We start from the raw sequence: 22,599 nt of genomic DNA, 5'->3' as shown, positions 1-22,599 counted from the left end.
TAAGTATACCATCAATCATGACTATTAGTGAAAGTTTTCACAAATTATACAAGTCGTCTATTCTAACATAGGGTAACGAAATATTGAGCGGATTAGGCGGAAAATGGACCATAAACCATATAACTAGAAGATATGGCGTGAGATTTTCTCACTGTAGAAGTGGTAACTGTCATGGATTAGTAAAGCGGTTTTTGTTTTTCTGGATTTTTAAATGGTAAAATGAGAGTATTGCCTACTAGTCAATCCGGAAAGACTAACATGAGACATAGGAACAAATTCTAATTAATAGGTGAGAATATGGAATTTAATAACGTAATAAAAGAAAAAGTAAAAGAAGATAACTATAAAGTGTTTGCTTTACTTAGCCGCTATTTGAATAATACCCCCGACTTTATTAACAAAGAAGAAATTGAAGAAATCGTAAACTGTGGTGTATCTTATGAATACGCTTTTGGTTTAATGCTGGCTGCTGCTTTTGGGATGGATACGGTTGATAATGTTGATGATAAGGAATTGTTCAACCAATATTTTAGCAATATGCTTCATAAGCTAGATGCAAATGAATATTATGACAATCCATATTATAAAAATATCAAGATACCAACTATAAAGATTAATAATAGTGAATTAAAATATGAAAAATATAAACCTTTTGAAGGTTTTGTTTGCAATGATATCATCCGGACAGAAGTGGGAAGACAAATTCCTCAGGTTGGCTTTTTTCAAACTGAATTCATGTTCCCGGCCGTATTGGAGAATGATAGAATCTGGATGACGATCACGCCAAATGAAATAGAAACAATGAAAGAAGCTGTAGATAAAGCGTTTGGGAATGTTCTTACGTTTGGGCTTGGGCTTGGCTATTATGCTTATATGGTTTCTGAAAAAGTTAATGTTGAAAGCATAACGGTTGTTGAAAAAAATCAAGATGTCATTGATTTATTTAATAAATATGTACTGCCACAATTCAGTAATGCTCACAAGATCAGGCTTATCCAAGCAGATGCTTTCGAATATGCAGAACAACATATGTCTAAGGAAAAATATGATTTTGTATTTACGGATTTATGGCATGATGTTTCTGATGGAATGGACATGTATTTAAAAATGAAAAAGTTTGAAAAGAAAAGCCCGGATACTGTATTTATGTACTGGATAGAACAATCTATTTTATGTTATTTGTAATTTTGAGTTGCGTTAATCTGTTGTAGCTGACTCCGAAAGGAAGAACCCATTTTTGAAAACTCCTATATCTATCATAAATTGGCTAGAGCACAACGAAATCATGAACGACTTATTAAATCAGGAAGACAGCTTAACTGCGCATACAATGGATCAAGGATTTGAAGCTGAGGTCATGAAGATTAATTCTGATCAAGAGAGCTATGTACTGAAAACATGGAATAAGGAATCCAGACCGGATGTCCAGTTTCAATATCGTTTATTGGATGTTCTATCCGAACGAGGAGTAGCCGTCTCTAAACCAGTGGGCTGGGGAATCAATCCGGAGGGACATAAGGTGTTGTTAACAAGTTTTGACGGAACCCCTATTTATAAAATGAATACCAGGAAAATGAAGGAACTCGCAAGCCTATTAGCAAAAATACATAAAATTCGCGTTGAAGAGATTGGAAATATACAACTGCCAAAATACGATTTCATCGGCTACTTTTTCCCTGAAGCTAAAGAACAATCTGATATTTATAATGTATTGACTTCTCTGGTTGAGCAAACTCCAATGAAGCAAGACTGTATCATTCATGGGGATTTTCATATCGGAAATATAGTGGAGGATAAAGAGCGATATACCATAATCGATTGGACGAACGGCCAGTTGGGAGACTCTAGATATGATTTTGCCTGGTCACTTATTCTGCTGAAAATATATATCTCTGAGCGTTATGCTGATGTGTTCAGAACTGCTTATCTATTGGAAAATGATATGGATCAGGAAGAACTTGAGATCTTTGAAGCTTGGGCATGTCTACGGTGGATTTTGCTGAATAGAAGAGGTAGCACACCGAAAGGGCCTAATACAACGAAGAGAGTGAAAGGCTTAATCGCTAATAATCGGTTTTTAAAAAAGATGGATAGTAAATTGTTCTGATGTACGCAAGGATGGATGGATTTTCTGGGAGATTGGAAATGTAGTGTAACACCGTACATTATTACGTTATTAAATTATTTGTGGTATATTAAAGGTAGAAAAGACGTAAAATGCAAAGAGAGCCGTGCTGTAACACGACTCCCAAGGCAATAGCCGCTTTTAAGGGCGGTAGGCTTCAGCAAATAGGACACGACAGATAGACCGCATGCCTTTGTGAGTGGGCGGTCTATTTGCGTTTATTGGACAGCAGCGCTACGATAAGCGAACCAAAGGTTAGCATAAGCATCATTGCTTCAAACACTGTCACAAGGCATCCCTCCCTTCGGTGAGAGGTAGCCGACCGACCCTTTAAGCCTATTCTATTTGCTCCACCAGTATAGCATAATCGTTTGAAAGAGAATTAAGACTCTTGTCATAATACTCCCTAGGATTGGAGTAGTTTTCCATTTCCTCTCTTTGTCTCCGCAACTCTCTCCATTTTGAAACTTCCGTATCACATTTGCGATTTTTTGATTCCCAATTGTAGGACGTACCTCTCTTTCTAAATCTCTTCTTTGCGAATTCCCAAACATCCGATTTTCATTGGATTTTCAGTTTGGGTGTTTATAATGCTTTTTATGAATCGGGGCAGCGGATTGTAAAGGGCTTTCGATTGCGCAAAGGAGGTTTTCCATGATAAGAGGAATTAAAAAAACATTGTATCTCATACTTGCATTCTTTATCGGTCTTTTTATCGCATCCTCCTTTTTTATTAGGGCGAAATATAATTATTTCGTATATGGGGACACGCCAATTTTGGAGAGACAACAGCTGGGTCTTTTTATTCTAGTGATCGCAGTGGTGCTGGCATTAAGCGTTATTTTGTATAAAATGTGCCTGAAGCTTAATAAGTACAGTTGGAAAATAGTCATTCCAGCCATACTGCTGTTTTCTTTTGCAATCCAGATGGTGATTATCTTTCTGTTTCCACGCTTGCCGACGGATGATTCGCAGACAGTGCTTTCATTGGCACTCGACATGCTGTACAGGAATGATTATTCGTCGTTTGACACGAACGGCTATCTGCATATGTTTCCGTTTAATTTTTCGATCGTTTTATATTTAAAGACGTTGTTGTTGATCTTTCCGGATAATTATCTGGTAATCAAAATATTTAATATTCTGTTTACACTCTTAACCTCATTAATGATTTACATGCTGTATAAAGAGCTCAATTATAAGTCCAAGGATAAGGATTATGGCATCCTCGTGTTTGCTGCAACCTATATCCCTTCATTGTTTATGAGTAATTTTATCTATAACGATGTGATCGCTACCGCCTTTCTGACAAGTGCTTTATATTTTGCCATAAGATTTATTAAAAGAAGGTCCATTAAGGATATTCTCTTCGCAGCTCTCTTACTGGCAATAGGCAACTATTTCCGCAGTATCGGTGTTATTTTTCTGATTACCGTGGTGGCGGGTCTTTTATTCAACATACGTTCTATCGGGGTGAAAAAGGTTTTTAGCGCTTTGTTTATCACGGCCATATTGTTTAATGTTCCCGGCTGGACGCAAAATGCTGTGCTGCAGGCGACGAATGTTGTAGATGAACCGATGAACGAAAATTCCGCACCTGTCTACATGTGGCTGAATATGGGGATCAATCTGGAGACGTTTGGGTTCTGGGATAACCGGGAGAGCTACGCTATCTATCAGCAGGATGCAAATTATAATAAGGTAGAAAGTACGGAGTTATTTAAAGAAGAAATCAGTAATAAACTCTCCGAGGCGGGCCTAAGTGACTTAGTGAAGATGTATTATAAAAAAATCGTTTGGACCTGGACGGAAGGAACCTACCAGATGGAACGATATGGGCTCGGAAATGACGGATCATCCAGTAACGGGGGAAGAATGGGCTTTGTCATGGACCGTTATAGCTACACTAATGCTGCTACGGATTTGTTTAAGGCAGACTCCAATTATAGAAGTGGAATGTTGTGGCTGCTGTATGTTCTGAATTTTCTGATGTATGTATTTATACTCGTTCGCTTAATGGGTGGAATAAGAGCCAAAAGATTTGAAGAGACCTCTTTGATTCTTGTGGTGCTGGGCTTTATCGGATTCTATCTTTTATGGGAGATCAAGTCCCGGTATATTTACCCGGTGTATCCGCTGCTGATCGTATTATCCTACATGGGTTTTAAGGACGTATACGATTATATGTTAAAAAGATGTTTTCCACGTTAACTATGTTCGCTCGGAAAGAGGGGATTCAAAGATGCGGACCAAGCGGTATTTCGCTTTGCTCATAGCAGTGCTAAGTTGTTCCATGGTGCTCGTCTCCTGCGATGCTATTACCGCACAGAAGATAACGAGTACTGACTCCGGGTCAAGAGCGAACGGGGGACAGGGCTTCACCGGCGGGCGGGGGAAAGATGGGGGCGGATCTCCCAACATGAATGGTGGGACAAGGAGAAACGGCAACCCAGGTACAGATGGCGGTGGCGCACAAGGTGGGCGGCAGTGAACAAATTTCATGAACTTGCCCCAAGCCTACGAAGATTAAGTGTGATAGGATAAGGTTACATTTAAATTCCCCGCGGGGGTAAGAAAAGGGAGCACCATGAGAATCATTATATCGCCTGCCAAGAAGATGAAGATGGATACGGATTTCTTGGATTGCCGCCAGATGCCGCAATTCATAAGCGAGTCGCAGACTCTTCTGGCCTTATTACAAAAGTTGAATTATGAAGAAGCCAAATCGTTATGGAAATGCAATGATGCCATCGCCACGCTGAATGTGGAACGGATTCGGGATATGGATGTAACACGGGATCTTACACCGGCTATCTTTTCTTATGAGGGTATCCAGTACCAGTACATGGCACCAGGGGTACTTCAAATGGAGGAGCTGGAATATCTTCAGCAGCATTTACGGATATTATCAGGGTTCTATGGAATTGTCCGGCCATTTGACGGCGTTGTTCCGTACAGGCTGGAGATGCAGGCAAAGCTTAGCGGACCTGGTTTCAAGTCTATCTACGAGTTCTGGAACAGGAAGCTGGCAGATCAGCTGTTTTCGGAGACTGACATCATTCTGAATCTGGCCTCTAAGGAATACAGCAAGTGCATCTCCCCTTACATTGGCGGGAATGTTCGAATGGTTAGTTGTGTATTCGGGCAGGAGATCGGCGGTAAGGTAGTAGAGAGAGCGACCCTGGTCAAGATGGCCAGAGGTGAAATGGTACGCTTCATGGCTGAGCGGCAAATCAGCTGTGTGGAGGATATCAAAGGCTTCGACGGATTTGATTTCAGCTTTGCTGATGAGCTGTCGGATGAGAGTACGTATGTGTTTATTCAGAAAAAGAATGACTAGAGCAAGCAAAACATGATGGGTAATTCTGAAGGGGGTTGAATAACCAGCTTCAGGGTTACCTTTATTTTTTGATCAACGAAACCAGATGCTGAATTCTAGTTTTTTTAAAGGGGATAGATTAGGGTATAGAGAATAAAGTTCGGGTGGAATAAGATCAGGTTAACGAGGAGGACTTATGATTTTCAAAAGAGATCCATTGGATAAACAGAGCTTACTTAAAGAATTGGATTCGCTAGGCTATTCCGACAGAATCAAAAAAGTAGCAATCTTAGGCCGTGATCATCTCGGATCTGTCCAGTACTCCCAATTACTAGCCTCTTTGCTGGAGGATGGTGTTTATGAAGCACGACTTGCCTTAATCGGCGCCATTGCAACACAAGATGCTGCTATTATTCTATCAGCACTGCGGCATCCCAAGGCAAGTATCAGAAATACGGCTGCGGGTCTTTTGGCAAAGGTGGCTTCGGATGCTGATATTGAACGTGAGCTCCCCCATTTATCCCATGATTGCCGCCGCAAGCTGCTGCATAGTATTTCACAGATTAACCGTCAGGAATTAGCAGAACGCTTATTGCCTGTAGTGTATGCCCGATGGGGAGCGGAGGAAGCCGCGATTATATTGCAGGCCTGTTATTCGGCTACGGTAAGTAAATGGCTTGCTGATATCGGGTATGCCATAAAAGACTGGAAGAAATTATCCAGCCGGCATCTTAACGTAGTAGCAGAATACTTTGCAACAACACTGGAAAGCACACCACTCAGGGAAAAAGGCTATGTCTGGTGGAGATTCTCATCAGCTCTGGAGATCCTATGCAATCTGAAGGCAGACTTGGTGCTGGAGTGTGCGCTGAATCATGGACCTATGGGCATCATACATCCTGCGTTAAAAGAACAGCTTGGCACGCTTGTACGCCAAAATCCTAATAAGGTATATCAACTGTTAACACGAACGGAGTCGCGGAGCGATCTGATTTCTTATGGTATTCCTGAAGCTGTTCTTAAAAGGAAAAAATATTTATCCATGGATCAATGGATGGAGATAGCGAAACTACTCGCAGATCACCCTATGCAAATAGCAAAGCTGCTTCATAATATTGCACCTTCTAACCGCAAAGTCATTTTCGATGCTGTGTATGAAGAAGATAAACGTAATGAACGTATTTTTCCGGAAAGATTACTGTATGTATTACCGCATGTCTTGCGTGACAAGGAAGCCACCCGGATGCTTGGCCTTCGTGAAATTAATGATGACAGGGAGAGAACAATCAGATTTACAGCTTGCCGTTCTATTCTTCATTCAAGAGCGGGACTTGAACAAGCAACACAGGTATCCAGTGCAGACGAACGTGCCACGGCGCTTATGCAGCTGATCAGAAGTACCGTTCTGTCGAGACAGGGTATGAATGAAACTTTGGTGTACCTGGGCCGGATTAAAAATGATCAGGATCCTGTCCGGGGCGCTGTGTTTAAAGAGCTATCGGAAAGTCCTGCGTCTGTGTTCACGGATGCCCATGTACAAGAGCTTACTTTGCTTGTTGATAGTGTTATAGAGGCCAGAGATACTTCATATGGTACAAAATTTTCCGTTCAACAACTGGCGTTTGCTATTCTCCGGCATAACGCATTACATCCTCATGGTGAGCTGTTTAAGTTTTCTTTAAAAACGATTCAGAAATTGGCCAAGCAGAATGGGCAGCTTTCCCTTCCATCCTTGGAGAAGAATTTACCCCGGGGAGTAGAAGAGATTATCTTCGACGAAATTTATACATTAGCTGTACAGGCCAACAAAAGAGAAGATTACAATCTGGTGTTAAGCCTAGCTAGCTCATTCGGTAAAAGAGGTTACGGCATCATAAAACTTCAGAATCTGTTAAAGGAAGCAACGAGGGCAAAGGCGGATTCTACAGCCATACAAGCGGCCAGATACTGGCTTGCGCCTCGTACAACGCGTGATGCCAGAGTTAAGGAATTATTAGCTATAGATAAATCGTATATTACGATCCATGAAGTGTTCCAGCATCTGCATCTGAAGCGTCAGGAATGGCTCGATCCTTTTATTTCAGGGGCTGTCATTAAGGGCAAGTTCCTATCAGGCAAAACTATCTATCTTGTGCCGGCCGCGGATGGATTCCACAGATGGCTGCCACGTCAGCAACAAGCTTTAAGTGCCTTATTAGAAAAAATTGCATACGATGCCAAACGTAATCTTTGGGAGCGTGCAAACGTTATTAAGATCATGGCAAGCATGCCTGATCTCGGTTCGGATAGGTTACTTGGGCTTATGCAGGATAAGGAAGTAACTGTAGTAGAAGCTGCACTTCATGCCTTTTCGCTTATGGAAGAACCGGAGAAGGCACTTCCCGTTCTGCTGGAGAATCTGGATGGGGACCGGGCCCGTGTAGCCATGTACTCGATACCCAGATGCATCCGCAGGGTGAATCCGGTGTTACTGGTTACTATGCTGAAAGAGCTTCTGAATCGGGATAAGCTGAAGATCACTGTCAGAAAAGAAGCCATCCGCTTACTGGGCGCTTATAGAAGCGATGACAGCCTTCCGCTATTGATGAACGAGTTCCAGAAACCCAATGCACACAAGGATGTAATCATAGCCATAGGGCATGCTGCGAAACAGCTTTTAGATGATGAACGCGCTTGGGATATGTTAAGTACAATGGCTTCTTCATCAGAAAGTGACATTGCAGGAAGTTTATTATCTCAACAGCCTAATGCTCTTCCGCTAGACTTTAGACCACGTTATCTAGGATTAATCCTTGAAATCGCAAGGCACCAAGATGCGTATATTGGCAGATATGCTTTCATTTCTATGATGCGGTGGACAAATGGAAATGAAGGGATTGTTGCAGCTGCCACCGCTCAGTCTATTACGGATTTGGAAGACAGCACTAGATGGGAAACTGCTATGAACACGCTGGTAGAAACCTGTCGCGATGGTAAGATCAATGAGGTTGTAGTTGGTGTATGTCAGAGACTGGTTAGTGCAGCGATAAGGGATGAATGGAACGCCACTGCCAAAAGAGATTTGCCTCATCGGCAACGTCTACTGAAATTAGTCAACCAGCTGATAGCTTTGCCAAAAATCACCCGGATGCACCTTATCCCTTTGTATACGGATCTGATTGACTGTCTGGCATCTGATGAGACCTTACAGCAAGCTGTGATGAAATTGTATATAGCAGCAATAGATTGGAATAATGTGAAGGAATCCGCCAATTATCTCAATCGGATGGTTACCACTATTTCAAATCAGCCCCAGCTATTAAGCGATGTTTATAAGCAGGTCGCGTATAATTTAGAAGAGAGCACGGGATACTGGAGTCCGGAAACTTTATTGGGAATTGTAGATGTTCTAGGGTCTGAGAGTCGTTACGAATCTCAGTATATTGGACTTTCGTTGCTTGAAGTTGCCGGAAGTGCTCTATTGTGGAGTCCAGAGCCTGCAGAGCGTCTGCGGTTGTACAGAGATCACACGAACCTTGCGGTTCGCTCACTTGCGCTAAATATTTGGACGGCGATAGATTAGTTTTTGATATTTTTTGAAAATAATAAAACATCAAAAAAGCTCAGGCTGCAAATCGGCCTGAGCTCTTTTGGTGTTTATTCAATTAAGCTTCCATCTTCTGTGCTGTGTAGAGGCGGTAATAAAGGCCCCGTTGTGCGATAAGCTCATCATGTGAGCCGCTTTCCGCGATGCCTTTGTTAGATACGTACATAATACGATCGCAGTTTTTTACGGTGGAGAGGCGATGCGCGATAATGAACGAGGTGCGTCCCTTAAGCAGTTCATTCAGCCCTTTTTGCAATAAGCGCTCAGTCTTCGCATCAATGGAAGAAGTGGCTTCATCCAAGATGAGAATGCGCGGATCTGCTAAAAGTGTTCTTGCGAACGAAATGAGCTGCCGCTGTCCTTGAGACAGCTTGGAGCCACGTTCATTGACCTCTGTCATGTAGCCTTGATCGAATTCACGGATGAATTCGTCGGCGCAAACGGCCTTTGCAGCGGCGATTACTTCTTCTTCGGTCGCATCCAGTCGGCCGTACCGAATATTGTCCAGAATGGTACCGGAGAAGATGAAGCTATCCTGTAACATAATCCCCATCTGACTGCGAAGAGATTTTAACGTCACCTGCGAGATATCCTGGCCGTCGATCAGAATCTGACCACTGGAAATGTTATAAAAGCGTGAGATCAGATTGACGACGGTTGTTTTGCCCGCACCTGTGGGTCCTACCAGCGCGATGCTTTCTCCCGCTTTGACCTTGAAGGAGATATTCTCCAGAATATTAAGCCCCGGGTCATAGGCGAAAGTTACATCGTCGAAGGTGACATGGCCCTGTACAGATGGCAGTGTTTTTGCATCCGGGATATCACTGACGGTAACCGGTTCATCCAGCGTTTCGAAGATACGCTCAAGATAGGCAACGGCGTTGATGAAGTTATTGTACAGGTTCGAAAGATTCAGAATCGGCTGCCAGAAGCGGGCAGCGTAGCTGCTCATCGCCAGAATGACACCGAGGGTCATGTCTTGAGGACTCAGTGTTAGTAGGCCTACAAGGAAAATTAATGATGTAACGATCGTAGACAAGTTGTCTACAGAGAACGGAATAAGTAAGTTGTAACGTTGAGCCTTCATCCATTCTTTACGGAAATTACCCGCGAGACGTGTGAAGATTCCTTCGTTACGTTGTTCCCGGGAGAACATTTGTGTCACACCAATACCGCTAATGCTCTCTTGCAGATAGGCGTTCAGGTTGGAGCTTTTGTTGGACACTGCTTGCCATGCCCGGCGTTGCCGGGTTTTGATCAGCAGCATGATGCCAAGGAAGACTGGCAGTCCGGCAAGGATGACAAATGAGAGTCGTACATCGACAGCGAACATGAAGGCTGCGATAAAGAGCAAATTCACGATTTCTAGAATAAAGTTGATAATCCCGTTGGACAACACATCTGAAACGGCGTTGACGTAGTTTACGACCCGGATAAGGATCTTGCCCTGTGGACGGTCGTCATAATATTTGAAAGGCAATTCTTGCAGATGCTTAAACAAATCCGTTCGGATGTCAAAAATAATATCCTGCCCAACACTCGTCATGATGCGCGAGCGTATCGTAGCCAGATAAACGCTGACCACGATGGTCACAAGCATCAGTGCAGCCCAACCCAGCAGTGCAAGCTTCTCTTTTGCCGGAATGGTCACGTCGATGACATGTTGCATGATCAGCGGAGCCGACAGTGAAATGGCTGCTGAAAGTGCACTGAGCACGAACGCAACAATCATTGGGGTTTTCTTTCGTTTGATATATACCATCGCACGCCGGAAGTGTTTTATATTAAACGGCGATTCAAGATTTTCATCGACGTCAAATTTATTCCTTGCCACTTGCGGTCACCTGCCTTCCAATACCCTCGTTCTGCAGTTTAAACACTTCGTAATAGTAACCACGTTTCGCCAGCAGTTCAGTGTGTGTCCCTTCCTCAACTAGCTTCCCGCCATCCAGAATGAGAATACGGTCGGCTTGCGAGGTAGTAGATACACGCTGCGCAATAATAATTTTCGTACAAGGATAGTCCAGTTCACGTAGACTTTTTTGGATATGCTCCTCCGTCTCAAGGTCGACCGCAGAGGTCGTATCATCGAGAATCAGGATAGGACGGTGTACCGCCAAAGCACGCGCTAAGGCAATACGCTGCTTTTGCCCCCCCGACAGTCCGACTCCGCGTTCCCCGACAACGGTATCATAACCTTCAGGCATTTTGGTAATGAAGTCGTGTGCGGCTGCGAGCTCTGCATAACCCATTGCATCTTCTTCCGGAAGATCAGGATCGCCATAGGCGATGTTTCCATCAATGGTATCAGAGAACAAGAGTACATCTTGGGTCGCCATGCCGATATTTCCACGAAGTTCATCAAGCTCCAGCTGCCGAACATCAACACCGTCTACGAGTACGCGCCCTTCAGCTACATCGTAGAAGCGAGGGATGAGGTTGATGATTGTTGTTTTGCCTGATCCTGTCGCGCCCATGATTGCTACAGTTTCACCGGGTTCAACGGTAAAGCTAATATCGTCCAGTACGATAGCGCTATCATATTTGAAGCGGACATGATCGAATTCAATACGGCCTTCATAACGGCGTTTGTCAGTGACAGTATGCTCATTAACAATATTTGGCCGGGCATAATAGATATCTACGATTTTGGACAAGCTCGCAAAAAAGCGCTGAATGTCGTTGATAATGATACCGATGTTGCGCATAGGGTTGGATATAGCCCAAATAAGCGAAGAGAAGGCCATAAACTCACCGAAGGTGATCCGGCCGTTCATAAGGAACAAACCACCAACCAACATAAGGATTACGTTGAAGCCCTGAGCGAAGGATTCCAGATAAGGAAAATAATCAAGCCATACAAGGGCGGCCTTTTTGTTCGCTGTAGAATAGTTGACATTCTTCTCTGTGAATTTTTCGACCTCGAATTCCTCACGGGCAAAAGCCTTGACCACACGGTTGCCTGAGATATTCTCCTGTGTAGTCGTGTTAAGCTGGGACAGCCGTTCACGCAGGTCAATATACATAGGACGGACGCGTTTAGCGAATATGTAAGCCACGATAAAAATGGGCGGTGACAGGATAAGCATCCACAGCGTCAGTTCCGCATCTATGGTGAAAAAATAGATAACGGCGGCAAGGAAGATCGTTAGCGATTCAATGATCGTCTTAAAAATCCAGGCCATAGAGTGACGGACCATGTCCAGATCGCCTGTCATCTTGGTCATGAGATCGCCGGTGCGATTATGATCGTAGTATTTTCTGTCCTGTCCCTGAATTTTGTTGTACAAATAAATGCGGACATTGTACATCATATTTTGCGAGGATATCTCGTACTGCATGGTCGTGAAATATGCGAGACCTGTGCGCAGTAGAGAAAATCCGATCATGCCCAGACAGAGCATAATCAATAATTGCCGTTCTTGTGTAAGATTCTGCAGGGCGTTGTCACCGGCTATAAACGTATCGACAATGCGCTGACTGATGTACGGATTCACGATTGTAAGACTTGAGCCCACCACCGAAAGGCAGAGTGCCAGAATATATCGCGTCCGGTTTCCCTCTAGGTTCTGCCATAGCCATTTCAGTTCGAACATCTGATCACCTGTTTCTGATTGTTCTTGTTCTTTCACTCTTGCCTGAAAAGAGTAAATAAAACAAAGTGATTATAACATTATCAAATGACTAAGTATCGTTTACGGTAAAATTTCCTTGTTACATTATTGTTACAAAAAAAAGAACTTATTAATGATGTGAATTTCACCTTGTGTAATGAGGGTTTGCCATTCGGGCTTGGGCGTTCTAATTATGATAAACTGAGACAATGTAGAGTAATTAGACTTAGTTCGGATAGGGACAGGAGGAAGAGGAATGAGTTTTGTTGCTGTAAAAGGGGAGTACAAGCGTTACAAGATGGGCGAGAATGTAATTGTCGCGAATGACGGGATTGATTTTGAGATAAAAAAAGGTGAATTTGCCGTGATCGTCGGCCCAAGTGGTGCGGGTAAATCTACGGTGCTTAATATTCTGGGTGGCATGGATTCCGCCGATGAAGGTCAGGTCATTGTGGATGGCATTGATATCGCCAAGTTTAGTGCCAAGGAGCTGACAGGCTACCGCCGAAATGACGTAGGTTTTGTATTTCAGTTCTATAATCTAGTACCTAATCTGACCACACTGGAAAATGTTGAGCTTGCTTCGCAGATTTCCCCGCGTGCACTAGATGCACGTAAGGTGCTGGAGGATGTGGGTCTGGGCGCGCGGTTAGATAATTTCCCTGCTCAGTTGTCCGGTGGTGAGCAACAACGTGTCGCTATCGCCAGAGCGTTGGCTAAACAGCCGAAGCTGCTGCTCTGCGACGAGCCGACAGGGGCGCTTGATTATAACACCGGCAAGCAGGTGCTGAAGCTGCTGCAGGATACTTGTCGTAACACCGGGACAACGGTCATCGTAATTACACATAATCTGGCGATCGCTCCGATGGCTGACAGGGTTATAGAGATTAACAACGCTAAGGTACGGAAGATGGTGATCAATCCTTCGCCGGTATCCGTTGACGATATTGAATGGTAAGGAGAAGGCATCTATGAAAAAGCGAGCATTGTGGAAAGATATTTTTCGTGAAATTGGGCATACCAAAGCCCGGTTTATTTCGATTTTTGCAATTATTATGTTAGGCGTCAGCTTTTTTGCCGGAATCAAGGCTACTGGGCCAGATATGCTGAATACAGCTGGAACCTTTTACAAAGAGCAGCGCTTGATGGATCTGAAGGTGCAGACTAACTACGGCCTGACCGAAGACAACATTGGATTACTCAGAAATGTACAGGGGATCGATGAGATTCAACCGAGCTATAGTGCAGATGTATTCATAGGTGATAATGCCTTAATACTTAAAGTCAATTCTTACAACACGGATAAACCACTTAATCAATACCGTATAATTGAAGGCCATCTACCGGAGCATTCCGGTGAAATCGTGCTGGACGATAAGCTAGCGGAAGAATATGCGTTGGGTGACAAGGTATCTTTCAGTGGAAACGGTACGGATGCGGAGTTGTCGAACAGCTTCGAGACATTGGAGTATACCGTAGTTGGCTTTGTTAGAAGTCCACAGTTTATTGAGCAAAGTACCCGGGGCACCAGTGGGATCGGCAAAGGTACGGCGGATGCGTTCGCCGCGATCCCGGAGTCAGATTTCAAGCTTCCGGTGTATACGGAAGTCTATCTGTCCTTTAAGGATACAACCGGGGTGAAGGCTTATTCGCCGGAATATGAAGATCTGATCGAACAGCATACCCATGCTGTAGAGCAGGCGATGTCCGGCGTGCCGGAAGCACGGCTTGCTGAGCTGCGGGCGGAAGGCGAGAAAGAGCTTTCTGGTGGCCGCGCAAAGGTGGCCGCCGCCGAGCAGCAGCTTGCGGATTTGCAGCGCCAGCCGGAGGAAGTGCAGCAGGAACAGGCTGCAAGTATGAAGGCAATTGCTGCCGGACTTGCTTCTGCCAAGGAGGAATTGGCGGCAGGGGAGCAAAAGCTTGCAGAGCTGGAGCAGCTTAAGGTCTACGTTACTGACCGAAGCGCTAATCCGGGATATGCCGAATATAAAGATAACGCTGATCGGTTGTCGGCGATTGCCAGTGCGTTTCCTGTGTTCTTTTTCCTGATTGCTGCGCTGGTCAGCTTGACGACCATGACACGGATGGTTGAGGAGCATCGCCTGCAGATCGGGACACTGAAAGCACTTGGTTATGGCAACCGCGACATTATGGCCAAATTTCTGGTCTATGGTACGCTTGCCAGTCTGGCGGCTTCAATTGCGGGTCTTGCGGTTGGTTTTACCCTGTTTCCGGGTATTATCTACGATGCGTATAGTGCAATCTATAATTTACCGGATATCACGAAGAACTTCTATCTTTCGTATTCGATCATATCCGTTATCGTAGCGTTAATATGTACTACGTTGACGGCGTGGATTGCTTCACGGGTAGAATTACGCAGCAATGCTTCCGTATTGATGCGTCCGAAGGCACCAAAGAGTGGCCAGCGTATTTTACTGGAGCGGATCACTTTTGTATGGAAGCGATTGAGCTTTGTCCAAAAGGTTACCGCACGGAATCTATTCCGCTATAAGCAGCGGATGTTCATGACTGTTTTCGGCGTGGCTGGCTGTACAGCGCTGATCCTGACGGGATTTGGTCTCAAGGATTCAATTGGCAGCATCGCCGGGTCGCAATTCGGCACGATTATGAAATATGATGCACTTGTGGCACTGCATGAAGATGTGTCTGCCGATGTGCTAAAAGCCTACGAAAAACTAATTGCTGGTGAAACTGCAGTAACTGGGACGCTGAGTGTGGCGCAAGAACGGATGACCGCACATGCTAGTGGTGTAAATGATCAAGAGGTTCATCTGTTCGTTCCTACCTCCGTTGACTCTTTATCCGATTTCGTGGAGTTGCGTGATCGAAAAAGTGGAGAAGGGCGGATGCTTACGGATGAGGGGGCTATTATCTCAGAGAAGCTGGCTAAGCTGTATGGGCTGGAGTCTGGTGATAAATTGACCGTGGTGGACAAAGATAATGAGACGTTCGAGATTGAGGTCGCAGCGATTACAGAGAATTATGTAATGCACTATGTTTATATGACACCGGCGTATTATGCTTCTGTGTTCGGAGAAAAACCGCTATTCAACACAGAACTGCTGAACTACACCGCACATGATAAGACATGGGAAGATAAATTTGGTGAAAAGCTGACGGCTAATGAGGGCGTCGCTGCCATCAGCTTTTCCAGCAGTGTAGGCTCCGCCTTCGATGAGACTATGAAGAGTATGGACGTTGTAACCTTGGTGCTCATTGTTTCAGCGGCGGCGTTGGCTTTTGTCGTCCTCTACAATTTGACCAATATCAATGTGTCCGAGCGGATCCGGGAGCTGTCAACCATTAAGGTACTGGGTTTCTACGACAAGGAAGTAACCATGTATATTTACCGCGAGAATATGCTGCTTAGCCTACTCGGTATTGTGGCTGGATCGGGTCTCGGCATAGTGCTGCATAGCTTCGTCCTGAAGACGGCTGAGCTGGATGCGACGATGTTCGCTCCGATCATCAAGTGGCCAAGTTATATTTATGCGGCGCTCCTAACACTGTTGTTCTCCGGTATTGTCATGGCGTTCATGCATATTAAGCTCAAACGAATCCATATGATAGAGGCTTTGAAGTCGGTGGAATAGCATCTAAAAACGCCATAGCTGCGGCTTTTTCTATGGATAGCTTCACTGGAGTCCGAAACTATACCTCAAAGGCTATAAATGAGCAAATAGCGTCATCTGGGTCCGTAAGGAACAGGGGATGGTTAGGAATCGACGCTATCGTTCGCTATCGGATGCCATCCGACGATTTCTGACGATATAGTTTGCTATCTGAATCTATGCCCGACGCTATCGGACCCAGATGACCTTAAACGCCGGATTATCCGCCATTTGGGATGTTATCGGACTCCATAGCAGCTATTGGCATAAAAAACGTCAGAAATGCGGCTCTTTCTATGTAATAGCGACACTGGAGTCCGAAACTATGCCTCAAAGGCGACAAATGAGCAAATAGCGCCCCCTGAGTCCGTAAGCAACAGGGAACTATGATTCGGCGATGTGCATGAGGATATAGGCGTAGAAGTAAATGTAGAGGTAGATGTAGATGCGGAAGTAGAAGTAGAAGTAGTTGCAGATATTAGTTATAGGTGAACCGAATACTCGAAGCCGCTTCGCCTAGCTCCTCTTATCTACTCCTATCCGCTCCTAGCTTCGCCAACCTAAACTGCAGACAACTAAAACACAGAGCAGCGATTCTCTCGTTTGAGAATCGCTGCTCTGTTGTTTTTTTACGATAATAAAATGCATCGAACTGTCTCCTACATAGGAAAAGGCTACTTACGCGACATGTGCAGGATAGGAAAAGGATTACCTTGTTCGTCGAGTGCTGAACGCTCAAAAACCTGAAATCCCATATGCTCATAGAAACCTAAAGCTTGGGGATTTTGCTCATTCACATCTACGAGGTGTACGTCGAGTTCCTGTATGACATAAGCTACAAGTGCTTTTCCAACGCCTTTTCCCATTGCAGCAGGTTCTACAAACAGCATTTCTATCTTATTATTCTGAACCCCTATGAAGCCAAGCAACTGCTCCTGATCATCTGAAAAAGCCAACAAATCACTTATGCCCTCAAGCGCCTGCGTGACCAGTGGCCGCAAAGCATCAATATCCTGCTCGGTTAGAAAAAGATGAGTATGCCGCACGGATGATTCCCAAATATTAAGTAGAAGGTTTAACAATTCTTCATTTCTAGTTGTGAATCTTTTTATGGAGTCCATGTCTCTCCCTCACGATTCAATCTAATTCGAAGAAGAAGCTGCAGCCGCAGCTGACGCAGCCGCTGCCCCGGCAAGAGCCGCCTGCTGAGCAATCACAATATTGGTAATGTTGGTGGAGAGCATCGTAGTTAATACGCCGTTTTGTACATCCTCCACAGATCTGAAGGCTACCAGTGCAGAAGACAAGAGCAGTAATTCCTGCTTGCCAATAGACCAGTTACCGAAGCCCTTTTTTGTACGCAAAAATTCGTAAGTCTCTGAGACATCAGTAACGATGTCCTCCTTGTTGCAAGGGAGCAGGGATAACACGCCCAGCGAGGAGAGGGTATATTCCTTGTCTAGCCGGATACCCTGTGCAAGAAATGCATCTCTTAATGCCAATACACGGTCCGCTGCTTGAGGGGCTTCTTCCCCAAGAACCAATACCTGGGTCAGGGCTTGCACACTGTTGCCTGACATAAATTCGGGCTTAAGTGTTACATAGAGCTGCTCCATGCGGTCCACGCCACTCTCAACATCGATATCGGAAAGACCAAGCATAGCGGAGAAGATATAATCGTCTTGTCCGGTAAGGAAACGATGTTTTGCTTTCATACTATCGTAAAATAGCTTTGCTCGTTCTACCGTACGCTGATATCGATCCGATGTTGCATTAGCAGCGATTTGATAGGCAGCAACGACGAGATAATCAGAGGCTCTGAATTTGGCTTCCTTCATTAAATCATACACGGCAAATGTGTTTGCAAGCAGAGTTTCCTTTTCGTCAGAAAGTGAAAGCAGGGCAGCAATGCTGATCACCGAAGCCCCTCTAAATTGAGAGAAAATCCCGGTACTCTCCTTAATTAGCTCGTAGCTAGCACGAATGGCTTCGTCATCTGCAACTTTGTCCTCTACAGCATACAATAGTGCCGCTAACCGATTAACCATTGCATTTTGCCATGGAAAAGCTTTTTTGATCCTCTGAGCGTTGTCTGCGAACAATTCAAGCCTAGCTGGATATTGCTCCTTCATTGGGTACACCTCTTATCTCTACTTTTAATTCATAACATTACGAAAATCCAGTGCTGTAGATTCATTTTACTATAAAAAATAAATCGGATGCCCACGAAAGCGGCATACCAATAAGCTAGAGGTTGTTCAGGTAACCCAATGATTGAGTTTACTATGAAGATGTTATAATAATTATAAGATGGATCGGCAGGGGCTTAAATGACAACAAAGGAGAAGTGCGACGATGACTGAGAGAATACCTGAAATCATATTGAACGATGGAGTTAAGGTGCCTGCTATTGGTTTTGGTACTTACGCGTTAAATGGTACTGAGGGAGCACAAAACATCACTAAGGCGATTGATGTTGGCTATCGTCTGATCGACACTGCGTTTAATTATGAGAACGAAGGTGCTGTAGGCCAGGCTGTTCGGCAAACTTCTGTGCCTAGGGAAGAACTGCTCATTACTTCCAAGCTGCCAGGTCGCCATCACTCTTATAAAGAAGCATTAGCCACCATACAGGAGTCTTTATTCAGAGCCGGATTGGATTATTATGATTTCTATCTCATCCACTGGCCTAACCCTAGAGTGAATTTATATGTTGAAGCCTGGCAGGCGATGATCGAGGCACGGAAGCAAGGTTTGATCCGCTCCATCGGTGTATGTAACTTTTTGCCGGAGCATATCGAGCGTTTGATACAAGAAACTGGCGTAGCGCCGAGCATGAATCAGATTGAGCTGCATCCTCATTTTAATCAGGAAGAGCAACGTGCATGGAACAAAGAGCATGGGGTAGTGATTGAATCGTGGAGTCCATTGGGACGAGCTAGCAGCGTACTGGAAAATGAGAAAATAGCGGAAATAGGTAAGGTTCATAATAAATCGATATCGCAAGTTATCTTACGTTGGCATATACAGCTTGGGGCTATTCCCATTCCAAAGGCTTCTTCTCTAGAGCATCAGCGCGATAATCTGAATATTTTTGATTTTCAATTATCGGAAGCTGAGATGACCGTTATTTCCGCATTAACCTCGCCAACAGGTCGCATAGCTGATCAAGATCCCGCATCGTATGAAGAATTTTAATAAATTTAACTAAAACACGCCAGTTATTGGCGTGTTTTTTTATATTAGGCTAGCCTCAGAATCAGTCAGCGCTTGAGTAATTTGATCTAGTCTAGTCTAGTTTAGTCCAGTCGTGCAAACCGTTGTTCAGTTTTATCAAGATGCTTCACCCGCTCTTCTAAGCTGCGATCTGACATCCCGGCATAATTATACCAACGGAGGTTTTTCCGTATTCCCATTTTGCGGAAGGTGCCTCTGAATAGAATTTTGGTGATGGGGTTGCCAAAAATCCAGCGATAAAAGAAGTCGGGTGTGTTCATTACGGTCAGCAGGGACACTCCTTTAATATACGGGAGCAAGCATTTGAAGGGCCGCCCAGGTTTAGTTTCTTCGTAGACAATGCCTTTTGCGAATACCTTATCAAGAAAACCTTTGGTAAGAGCGGGCATGGCTTCCCACCATATAGGAAAAATGAAGACGATATGATCCGCTGCTATAAGACGCTGCTGATAATTGGCGACTTGCGGGTCGGTGGTTTTCTTTTGTCGCCAAGCAGTGAGTTCTTCGCGTGACATGACCGGATCAAATCCATCGGTATGCAGGTCGATAAAATCAATCGTATGGCCTTTGGTGGTGAGACCTCGCATAACGGAGGCTAATAAAGCTGCGGAATAGCTTCGCTGATGGGGGATATTCTCGGACGCTGATGCACCGTAGGGATGATCAAAAATAATTAAGACATTCATATAAACACCTTCTTTATGATTTATTGTTTCCTAGAAATTAAATATTAACTGTGGAAACAATAATACGTTTTAAGTTTCCTTGTTGTCAATATTATTTCTAGGAAACTTTATTTATGAGCTGTATCTTGTTAAAATGAGCATAAGATGAATTTACGAGGAGACGTAACAGTGACGCATTCTTTCGAGAAATTACCTAATAAGGATATTTTGATAAAAAAATTAATAGAGAAGATTCCCCAATTACAAAAGCGATTTCAATCGGAGGATGACGAAGAGAAGGCATGGTTGATTCAGAACTGCAGTAATCCCCTTATCATTGATTTCCTCCAAGACTCCACAGTCATGATGCTGCATGTAATAGATGCAATTGGACAGCTTGAGCCGGTGAATGGCACTACTATTTCGAAGCAATTCGGAATTCCTAAAGGCAGCGTGTCCAAAATTACAAGAAGATTAGTGCAACAGGAAATTATTCGCACGGAGTTTCTCCCCGATAATAAAAAAGAAGTGCTTTTTCTTACAACATCTCTAGGGAAAGAAATATTCGATTTGCATTTAGCCCTACATAAGCAGATGAATAAAGGGATAAACCGGTTTCTACAGAGATATAACACAGATGAATTGTTATTTATAATCCAAGCCTTCGAGGATACTTTGGAAGCGTCATGGGTTCATTCGGAATCTGTTGCTGAAAAAGAACTATTAACTACCGGAGCATCTCTTGAGCCAGTGGAAAACGATGAAATGAGTCAAATCGTAGACATGCTTAACCAACTGGATACGCGCAACCTCAAAAAGGCTAAGGCAGTTCTCCAAGCTATGTTTTTTACCCCTTTTGATTAGCTTTATATTTTTTGATAGTGATTTACCAGTTGCTCTAACTTATCTTTGATTATTTGTTTTAAGGCTTCAGGTTTCACGGATGTAACAGCATGACCATATCGGATAAAATAATTAGCCAAGAAATCCTCTTCACCTGGATTATAGAATCCCTTAATGACTGTTTTCGGACCAACCTCTATTTCCATAGAAGGATAATGTTCTTTATAAAAAATATCCTTTGCTTGTTCCGCAATCTCAACTTCAAAGTCAATACTTTTCGCAGACTGATAGATTTCTAATGAACGACTAAGAAGTTCTTCTATAGAATAACGAGCCTTGCTTTCCTCTTCTTCAATGAAGGTTATTCGATCACATCTAAAAACTCTATATGTATTCGTCGCAAGCTCTATTCCAGTGGCATACCATTGACCAAACTTAGCGGAAATCCTAAAGAATTGAACAGGGTAGCTTTTTGTTTGGTTTTCTTTTGTATATTCAATGTTACAGGCACTCTCATTTAGAATACTTGCTAGGATTTTATCTAAAAAACGGCTGACATGCTTATGCTGATACATTTCGAATTGCAGGACCTTTTTCATTTTGTGAATCTGGTTGATTTGTGTACTCGATAGACAGTGCTCGAACTTTTCGTTTAGCTTGTTAACACTTAGATGAAAGGGTGTAGATTGATAAGATTCTAACGTCAGCATGGCAAAATACAGCGCATAGACTTCATCTATCGTGAAAATAATAGGGGATAACAATCTGTTTTTTAGAATACCATAACGTCCGTGTCTTCCATGTTCCGCGAATATAGGCATACCCAATTGTTCTAATGAAGTAACATCACGTAGCGCTGTGCTTTTTGAAATATTGTATTTCTCCATAAGGTTACTTAGATTAAAAAACTCTCGCCCGTTTAAGTATCTCATCATGTCATTTAATCGTTCTGATTTCTTCATATAAAAAGCTCCTTATTAAGGTGTCATGTTTTGATACCTTTATATATGATAATAAGTTTAAGATCACATATCAAATATACGAAGGAGATTTACACTATGAGTACAACACTAGAAGTAGCTATTTTCTTATCGATGAAGGGAAGAGCCAAGGAAGCTATAGAATTTTACAAAAAACATTTTAACGCAGAGGAATTGTTACGTGTCACCTATCAACAACTTGCAGAGCGTGACAGCTCCATACAGCTTACGGATGAAAATAAGGATTATATTACTCACTCTGTTCTGTTAATCGGAAAAACAAAAATAATGATAGCAGAAGATACAATGAATACGAATGAGAAATATACAGTGGGCAATAACACTTCATTATGTATTCAAAGTGCTGACTTAGAGGGGATTGAAGGTTTTTATAAAAGCTTAATCACAGACGAGCGCGTGAAAATTATTTCTCCGTTATCCAGCAATGTGTTTAGTAAAGCCTACGGTATCATTGAGGATCCCTTTGGTATTCAAATTCAACTCATGTTTGATGAAAGATTACATTAAAAAGGCTTCATGCTTCTAAAACAAACCAAGTTTAAGATCAGCCGACTAAATTTCAGGGGTATTGTCC

17 protein-coding genes are annotated in these 22,599 nt (G+C 43.5%); 11 read left to right on the top strand and 6 right to left on the bottom strand.

Annotated features, from left to right (window positions below):
• The first annotated feature begins 297 nt into the window (after nt 1–297).
• The 6 genes from MKY63_RS06760 to MKY63_RS06735 all read left to right on the top strand — a co-directional run bounded on the left by MKY63_RS06760 (nt 298) and on the right by MKY63_RS06735 (nt 9,006).
• The gene (locus tag MKY63_RS06760) at nt 298–1,185 is read left to right on the top strand and encodes a hypothetical protein (protein WP_280753647.1); all 888 of its coding nucleotides are present in this window, start codon (nt 298–300) and stop codon (nt 1,183–1,185) included.
• Nucleotides 1,186–1,285: 100 nt separating this feature from the next.
• Nucleotides 1,286–2,107 (top strand): aminoglycoside phosphotransferase family protein, encoded by an 822-nt coding sequence (locus MKY63_RS06755; RefSeq protein ID WP_339812167.1) that lies wholly within the window; start codon nt 1,286–1,288, stop codon nt 2,105–2,107.
• Nucleotides 2,108–2,779: 672 nt separating this feature from the next.
• Nucleotides 2,780–4,336, top strand: coding sequence for a glycosyltransferase family 39 protein (locus MKY63_RS06750; protein WP_339812165.1), 1,557 nt, complete (start codon nt 2,780–2,782; stop codon nt 4,334–4,336).
• A 31-nt stretch (nt 4,337–4,367) separates the two neighbouring features.
• Nucleotides 4,368–4,616 carry a hypothetical protein gene (locus MKY63_RS06745; RefSeq protein ID WP_076190102.1) on the top strand — a complete coding sequence of 83 codons (249 nt, stop codon included), beginning with the start codon at nt 4,368–4,370 and terminating at the stop codon, nt 4,614–4,616.
• 96 nt (nt 4,617–4,712) lie between these two features.
• Nucleotides 4,713–5,465: a peroxide stress protein YaaA gene (gene yaaA / locus MKY63_RS06740; protein WP_076276971.1), complete on the top strand. Its 753-nt coding sequence runs from the start codon at nt 4,713–4,715 to the stop codon at nt 5,463–5,465.
• Between the two features lie 175 nt (nt 5,466–5,640).
• Nucleotides 5,641–9,006, top strand: coding sequence for a HEAT repeat domain-containing protein (locus MKY63_RS06735; RefSeq protein ID WP_339812160.1), 3,366 nt, complete (start codon nt 5,641–5,643; stop codon nt 9,004–9,006).
• A gap of 82 nt (nt 9,007–9,088) precedes the next feature.
• Here the strand turns inward: MKY63_RS06735 and MKY63_RS06730 are convergent, their stop codons facing one another.
• Complete coding sequence (locus MKY63_RS06730) at nt 9,089–10,864, bottom strand: ABC transporter ATP-binding protein (RefSeq protein ID WP_036684845.1); 1,776 nt, start codon at nt 10,862–10,864, stop codon at nt 9,089–9,091.
• Nucleotides 10,851–12,626 (bottom strand): ABC transporter ATP-binding protein, encoded by a 1,776-nt coding sequence (locus tag MKY63_RS06725; RefSeq protein ID WP_076098706.1) that lies wholly within the window; start codon nt 12,624–12,626, stop codon nt 10,851–10,853. The genes MKY63_RS06730 and MKY63_RS06725 overlap by 14 nt, the downstream gene beginning before the upstream one ends.
• A gap of 274 nt (nt 12,627–12,900) precedes the next feature.
• Between MKY63_RS06725 and MKY63_RS06720 the strand changes: the two genes are divergently transcribed.
• Nucleotides 12,901–13,602, top strand: a complete 702-nt coding sequence (locus MKY63_RS06720) for an ABC transporter ATP-binding protein (RefSeq protein WP_036684849.1) — start codon at nt 12,901–12,903, stop codon at nt 13,600–13,602.
• A gap of 13 nt (nt 13,603–13,615) precedes the next feature.
• A complete protein-coding gene (locus MKY63_RS06715; RefSeq protein ID WP_339812157.1) occupies nt 13,616–16,261 on the top strand; it encodes an FtsX-like permease family protein in 2,646 nt (881 codons plus the stop codon).
• A 692-nt stretch (nt 16,262–16,953) separates the two neighbouring features.
• Here the strand turns inward: MKY63_RS06715 and MKY63_RS06710 are convergent.
• Together MKY63_RS06710 and MKY63_RS06705 are read right to left on the bottom strand one after the other, a co-directional pair.
• Nucleotides 16,954–17,400, bottom strand: coding sequence for a GNAT family N-acetyltransferase (locus tag MKY63_RS06710; protein WP_339812154.1), 447 nt, complete (start codon nt 17,398–17,400; stop codon nt 16,954–16,956).
• 21 nt (nt 17,401–17,421) lie between these two features.
• Nucleotides 17,422–18,411: a DUF4003 family protein gene (locus tag MKY63_RS06705; protein WP_339812151.1), complete on the bottom strand. Its 990-nt coding sequence runs from the start codon at nt 18,409–18,411 to the stop codon at nt 17,422–17,424.
• Between the two features lie 223 nt (nt 18,412–18,634).
• On the opposite strand from MKY63_RS06705, the gene MKY63_RS06700 reads away from it, so the two are divergent.
• The gene (locus tag MKY63_RS06700) at nt 18,635–19,477 is read left to right on the top strand and encodes an aldo/keto reductase (RefSeq protein WP_036684855.1); all 843 of its coding nucleotides are present in this window, start codon (nt 18,635–18,637) and stop codon (nt 19,475–19,477) included.
• A 101-nt stretch (nt 19,478–19,578) separates the two neighbouring features.
• Here MKY63_RS06700 and MKY63_RS06695 read toward each other — a convergent pair whose 3' ends face one another.
• A complete protein-coding gene (locus MKY63_RS06695) occupies nt 19,579–20,202 on the bottom strand; it encodes an NAD(P)H-dependent oxidoreductase (RefSeq protein WP_339812147.1) in 624 nt (207 codons plus the stop codon).
• Nucleotides 20,203–20,370: 168 nt separating this feature from the next.
• On the opposite strand from MKY63_RS06695, the gene MKY63_RS06690 reads away from it, so the two are divergent.
• Nucleotides 20,371–21,045, top strand: coding sequence for a MarR family transcriptional regulator (locus MKY63_RS06690; protein WP_339812145.1), 675 nt, complete (start codon nt 20,371–20,373; stop codon nt 21,043–21,045).
• A gap of 2 nt (nt 21,046–21,047) precedes the next feature.
• On the opposite strand, the gene MKY63_RS06685 is transcribed toward MKY63_RS06690, so the two are convergent.
• On the bottom strand, nt 21,048–21,986 hold the full coding sequence (locus tag MKY63_RS06685; RefSeq protein ID WP_036684860.1) for a YafY family protein: 939 nt from the start codon (nt 21,984–21,986) through the stop codon (nt 21,048–21,050).
• A 96-nt stretch (nt 21,987–22,082) separates the two neighbouring features.
• Here MKY63_RS06685 and MKY63_RS06680 point away from each other — a divergent pair, with 96 nt between their 5' ends.
• Nucleotides 22,083–22,532, top strand: coding sequence for a VOC family protein (locus MKY63_RS06680; RefSeq protein ID WP_036684862.1), 450 nt, complete (start codon nt 22,083–22,085; stop codon nt 22,530–22,532).
• Nucleotides 22,533–22,599 lie beyond the last annotated feature (67 nt).

This window comes from Paenibacillus sp. FSL R7-0189, from assembly GCF_037969925.1.
In the GTDB taxonomy this organism is placed as follows: domain Bacteria; phylum Bacillota; class Bacilli; order Paenibacillales; family Paenibacillaceae; genus Paenibacillus_AQ; species Paenibacillus_AQ odorifer.
This window is presented reverse-complemented; position numbering and strand designations above follow the sequence as displayed.

Bases quoted from the DNA above. Each gene is read 5' to 3' on its own strand.
- MKY63_RS06680 (WP_036684862.1), top strand. From the start codon at position 22,083: ATGAGTACAACACTAGAAGTAGCTATTTTCTTATCGATGAAGGGAAGA.
- MKY63_RS06745 (WP_076190102.1), top strand. From the start codon at position 4,368: ATGCGGACCAAGCGGTATTTCGCTTTGCTCATAGCAGTGCTAAGTTGT.
- MKY63_RS06760 (WP_280753647.1), top strand. From the start codon at position 298: ATGGAATTTAATAACGTAATAAAAGAAAAAGTAAAAGAAGATAACTAT.
- yaaA (WP_076276971.1), top strand. From the start codon at position 4,713: ATGAGAATCATTATATCGCCTGCCAAGAAGATGAAGATGGATACGGAT.
- MKY63_RS06685 (WP_036684860.1), bottom strand. From the start codon at position 21,986: ATGAAGAAATCAGAACGATTAAATGACATGATGAGATACTTAAACGGG.
- MKY63_RS06755 (WP_339812167.1), top strand. From the start codon at position 1,286: ATGAACGACTTATTAAATCAGGAAGACAGCTTAACTGCGCATACAATG.
- MKY63_RS06725 (WP_076098706.1), bottom strand. From the start codon at position 12,626: ATGTTCGAACTGAAATGGCTATGGCAGAACCTAGAGGGAAACCGGACG.
- MKY63_RS06735 (WP_339812160.1), top strand. From the start codon at position 5,641: ATGATTTTCAAAAGAGATCCATTGGATAAACAGAGCTTACTTAAAGAA.
- MKY63_RS06715 (WP_339812157.1), top strand. From the start codon at position 13,616: ATGAAAAAGCGAGCATTGTGGAAAGATATTTTTCGTGAAATTGGGCAT.
- MKY63_RS06710 (WP_339812154.1), bottom strand. From the start codon at position 17,400: ATGGACTCCATAAAAAGATTCACAACTAGAAATGAAGAATTGTTAAAC.
- MKY63_RS06700 (WP_036684855.1), top strand. From the start codon at position 18,635: ATGACTGAGAGAATACCTGAAATCATATTGAACGATGGAGTTAAGGTG.
- MKY63_RS06695 (WP_339812147.1), bottom strand. From the start codon at position 20,202: ATGAATGTCTTAATTATTTTTGATCATCCCTACGGTGCATCAGCGTCC.
- MKY63_RS06750 (WP_339812165.1), top strand. From the start codon at position 2,780: ATGATAAGAGGAATTAAAAAAACATTGTATCTCATACTTGCATTCTTT.
- MKY63_RS06705 (WP_339812151.1), bottom strand. From the start codon at position 18,411: ATGAAGGAGCAATATCCAGCTAGGCTTGAATTGTTCGCAGACAACGCT.
- MKY63_RS06720 (WP_036684849.1), top strand. From the start codon at position 12,901: ATGAGTTTTGTTGCTGTAAAAGGGGAGTACAAGCGTTACAAGATGGGC.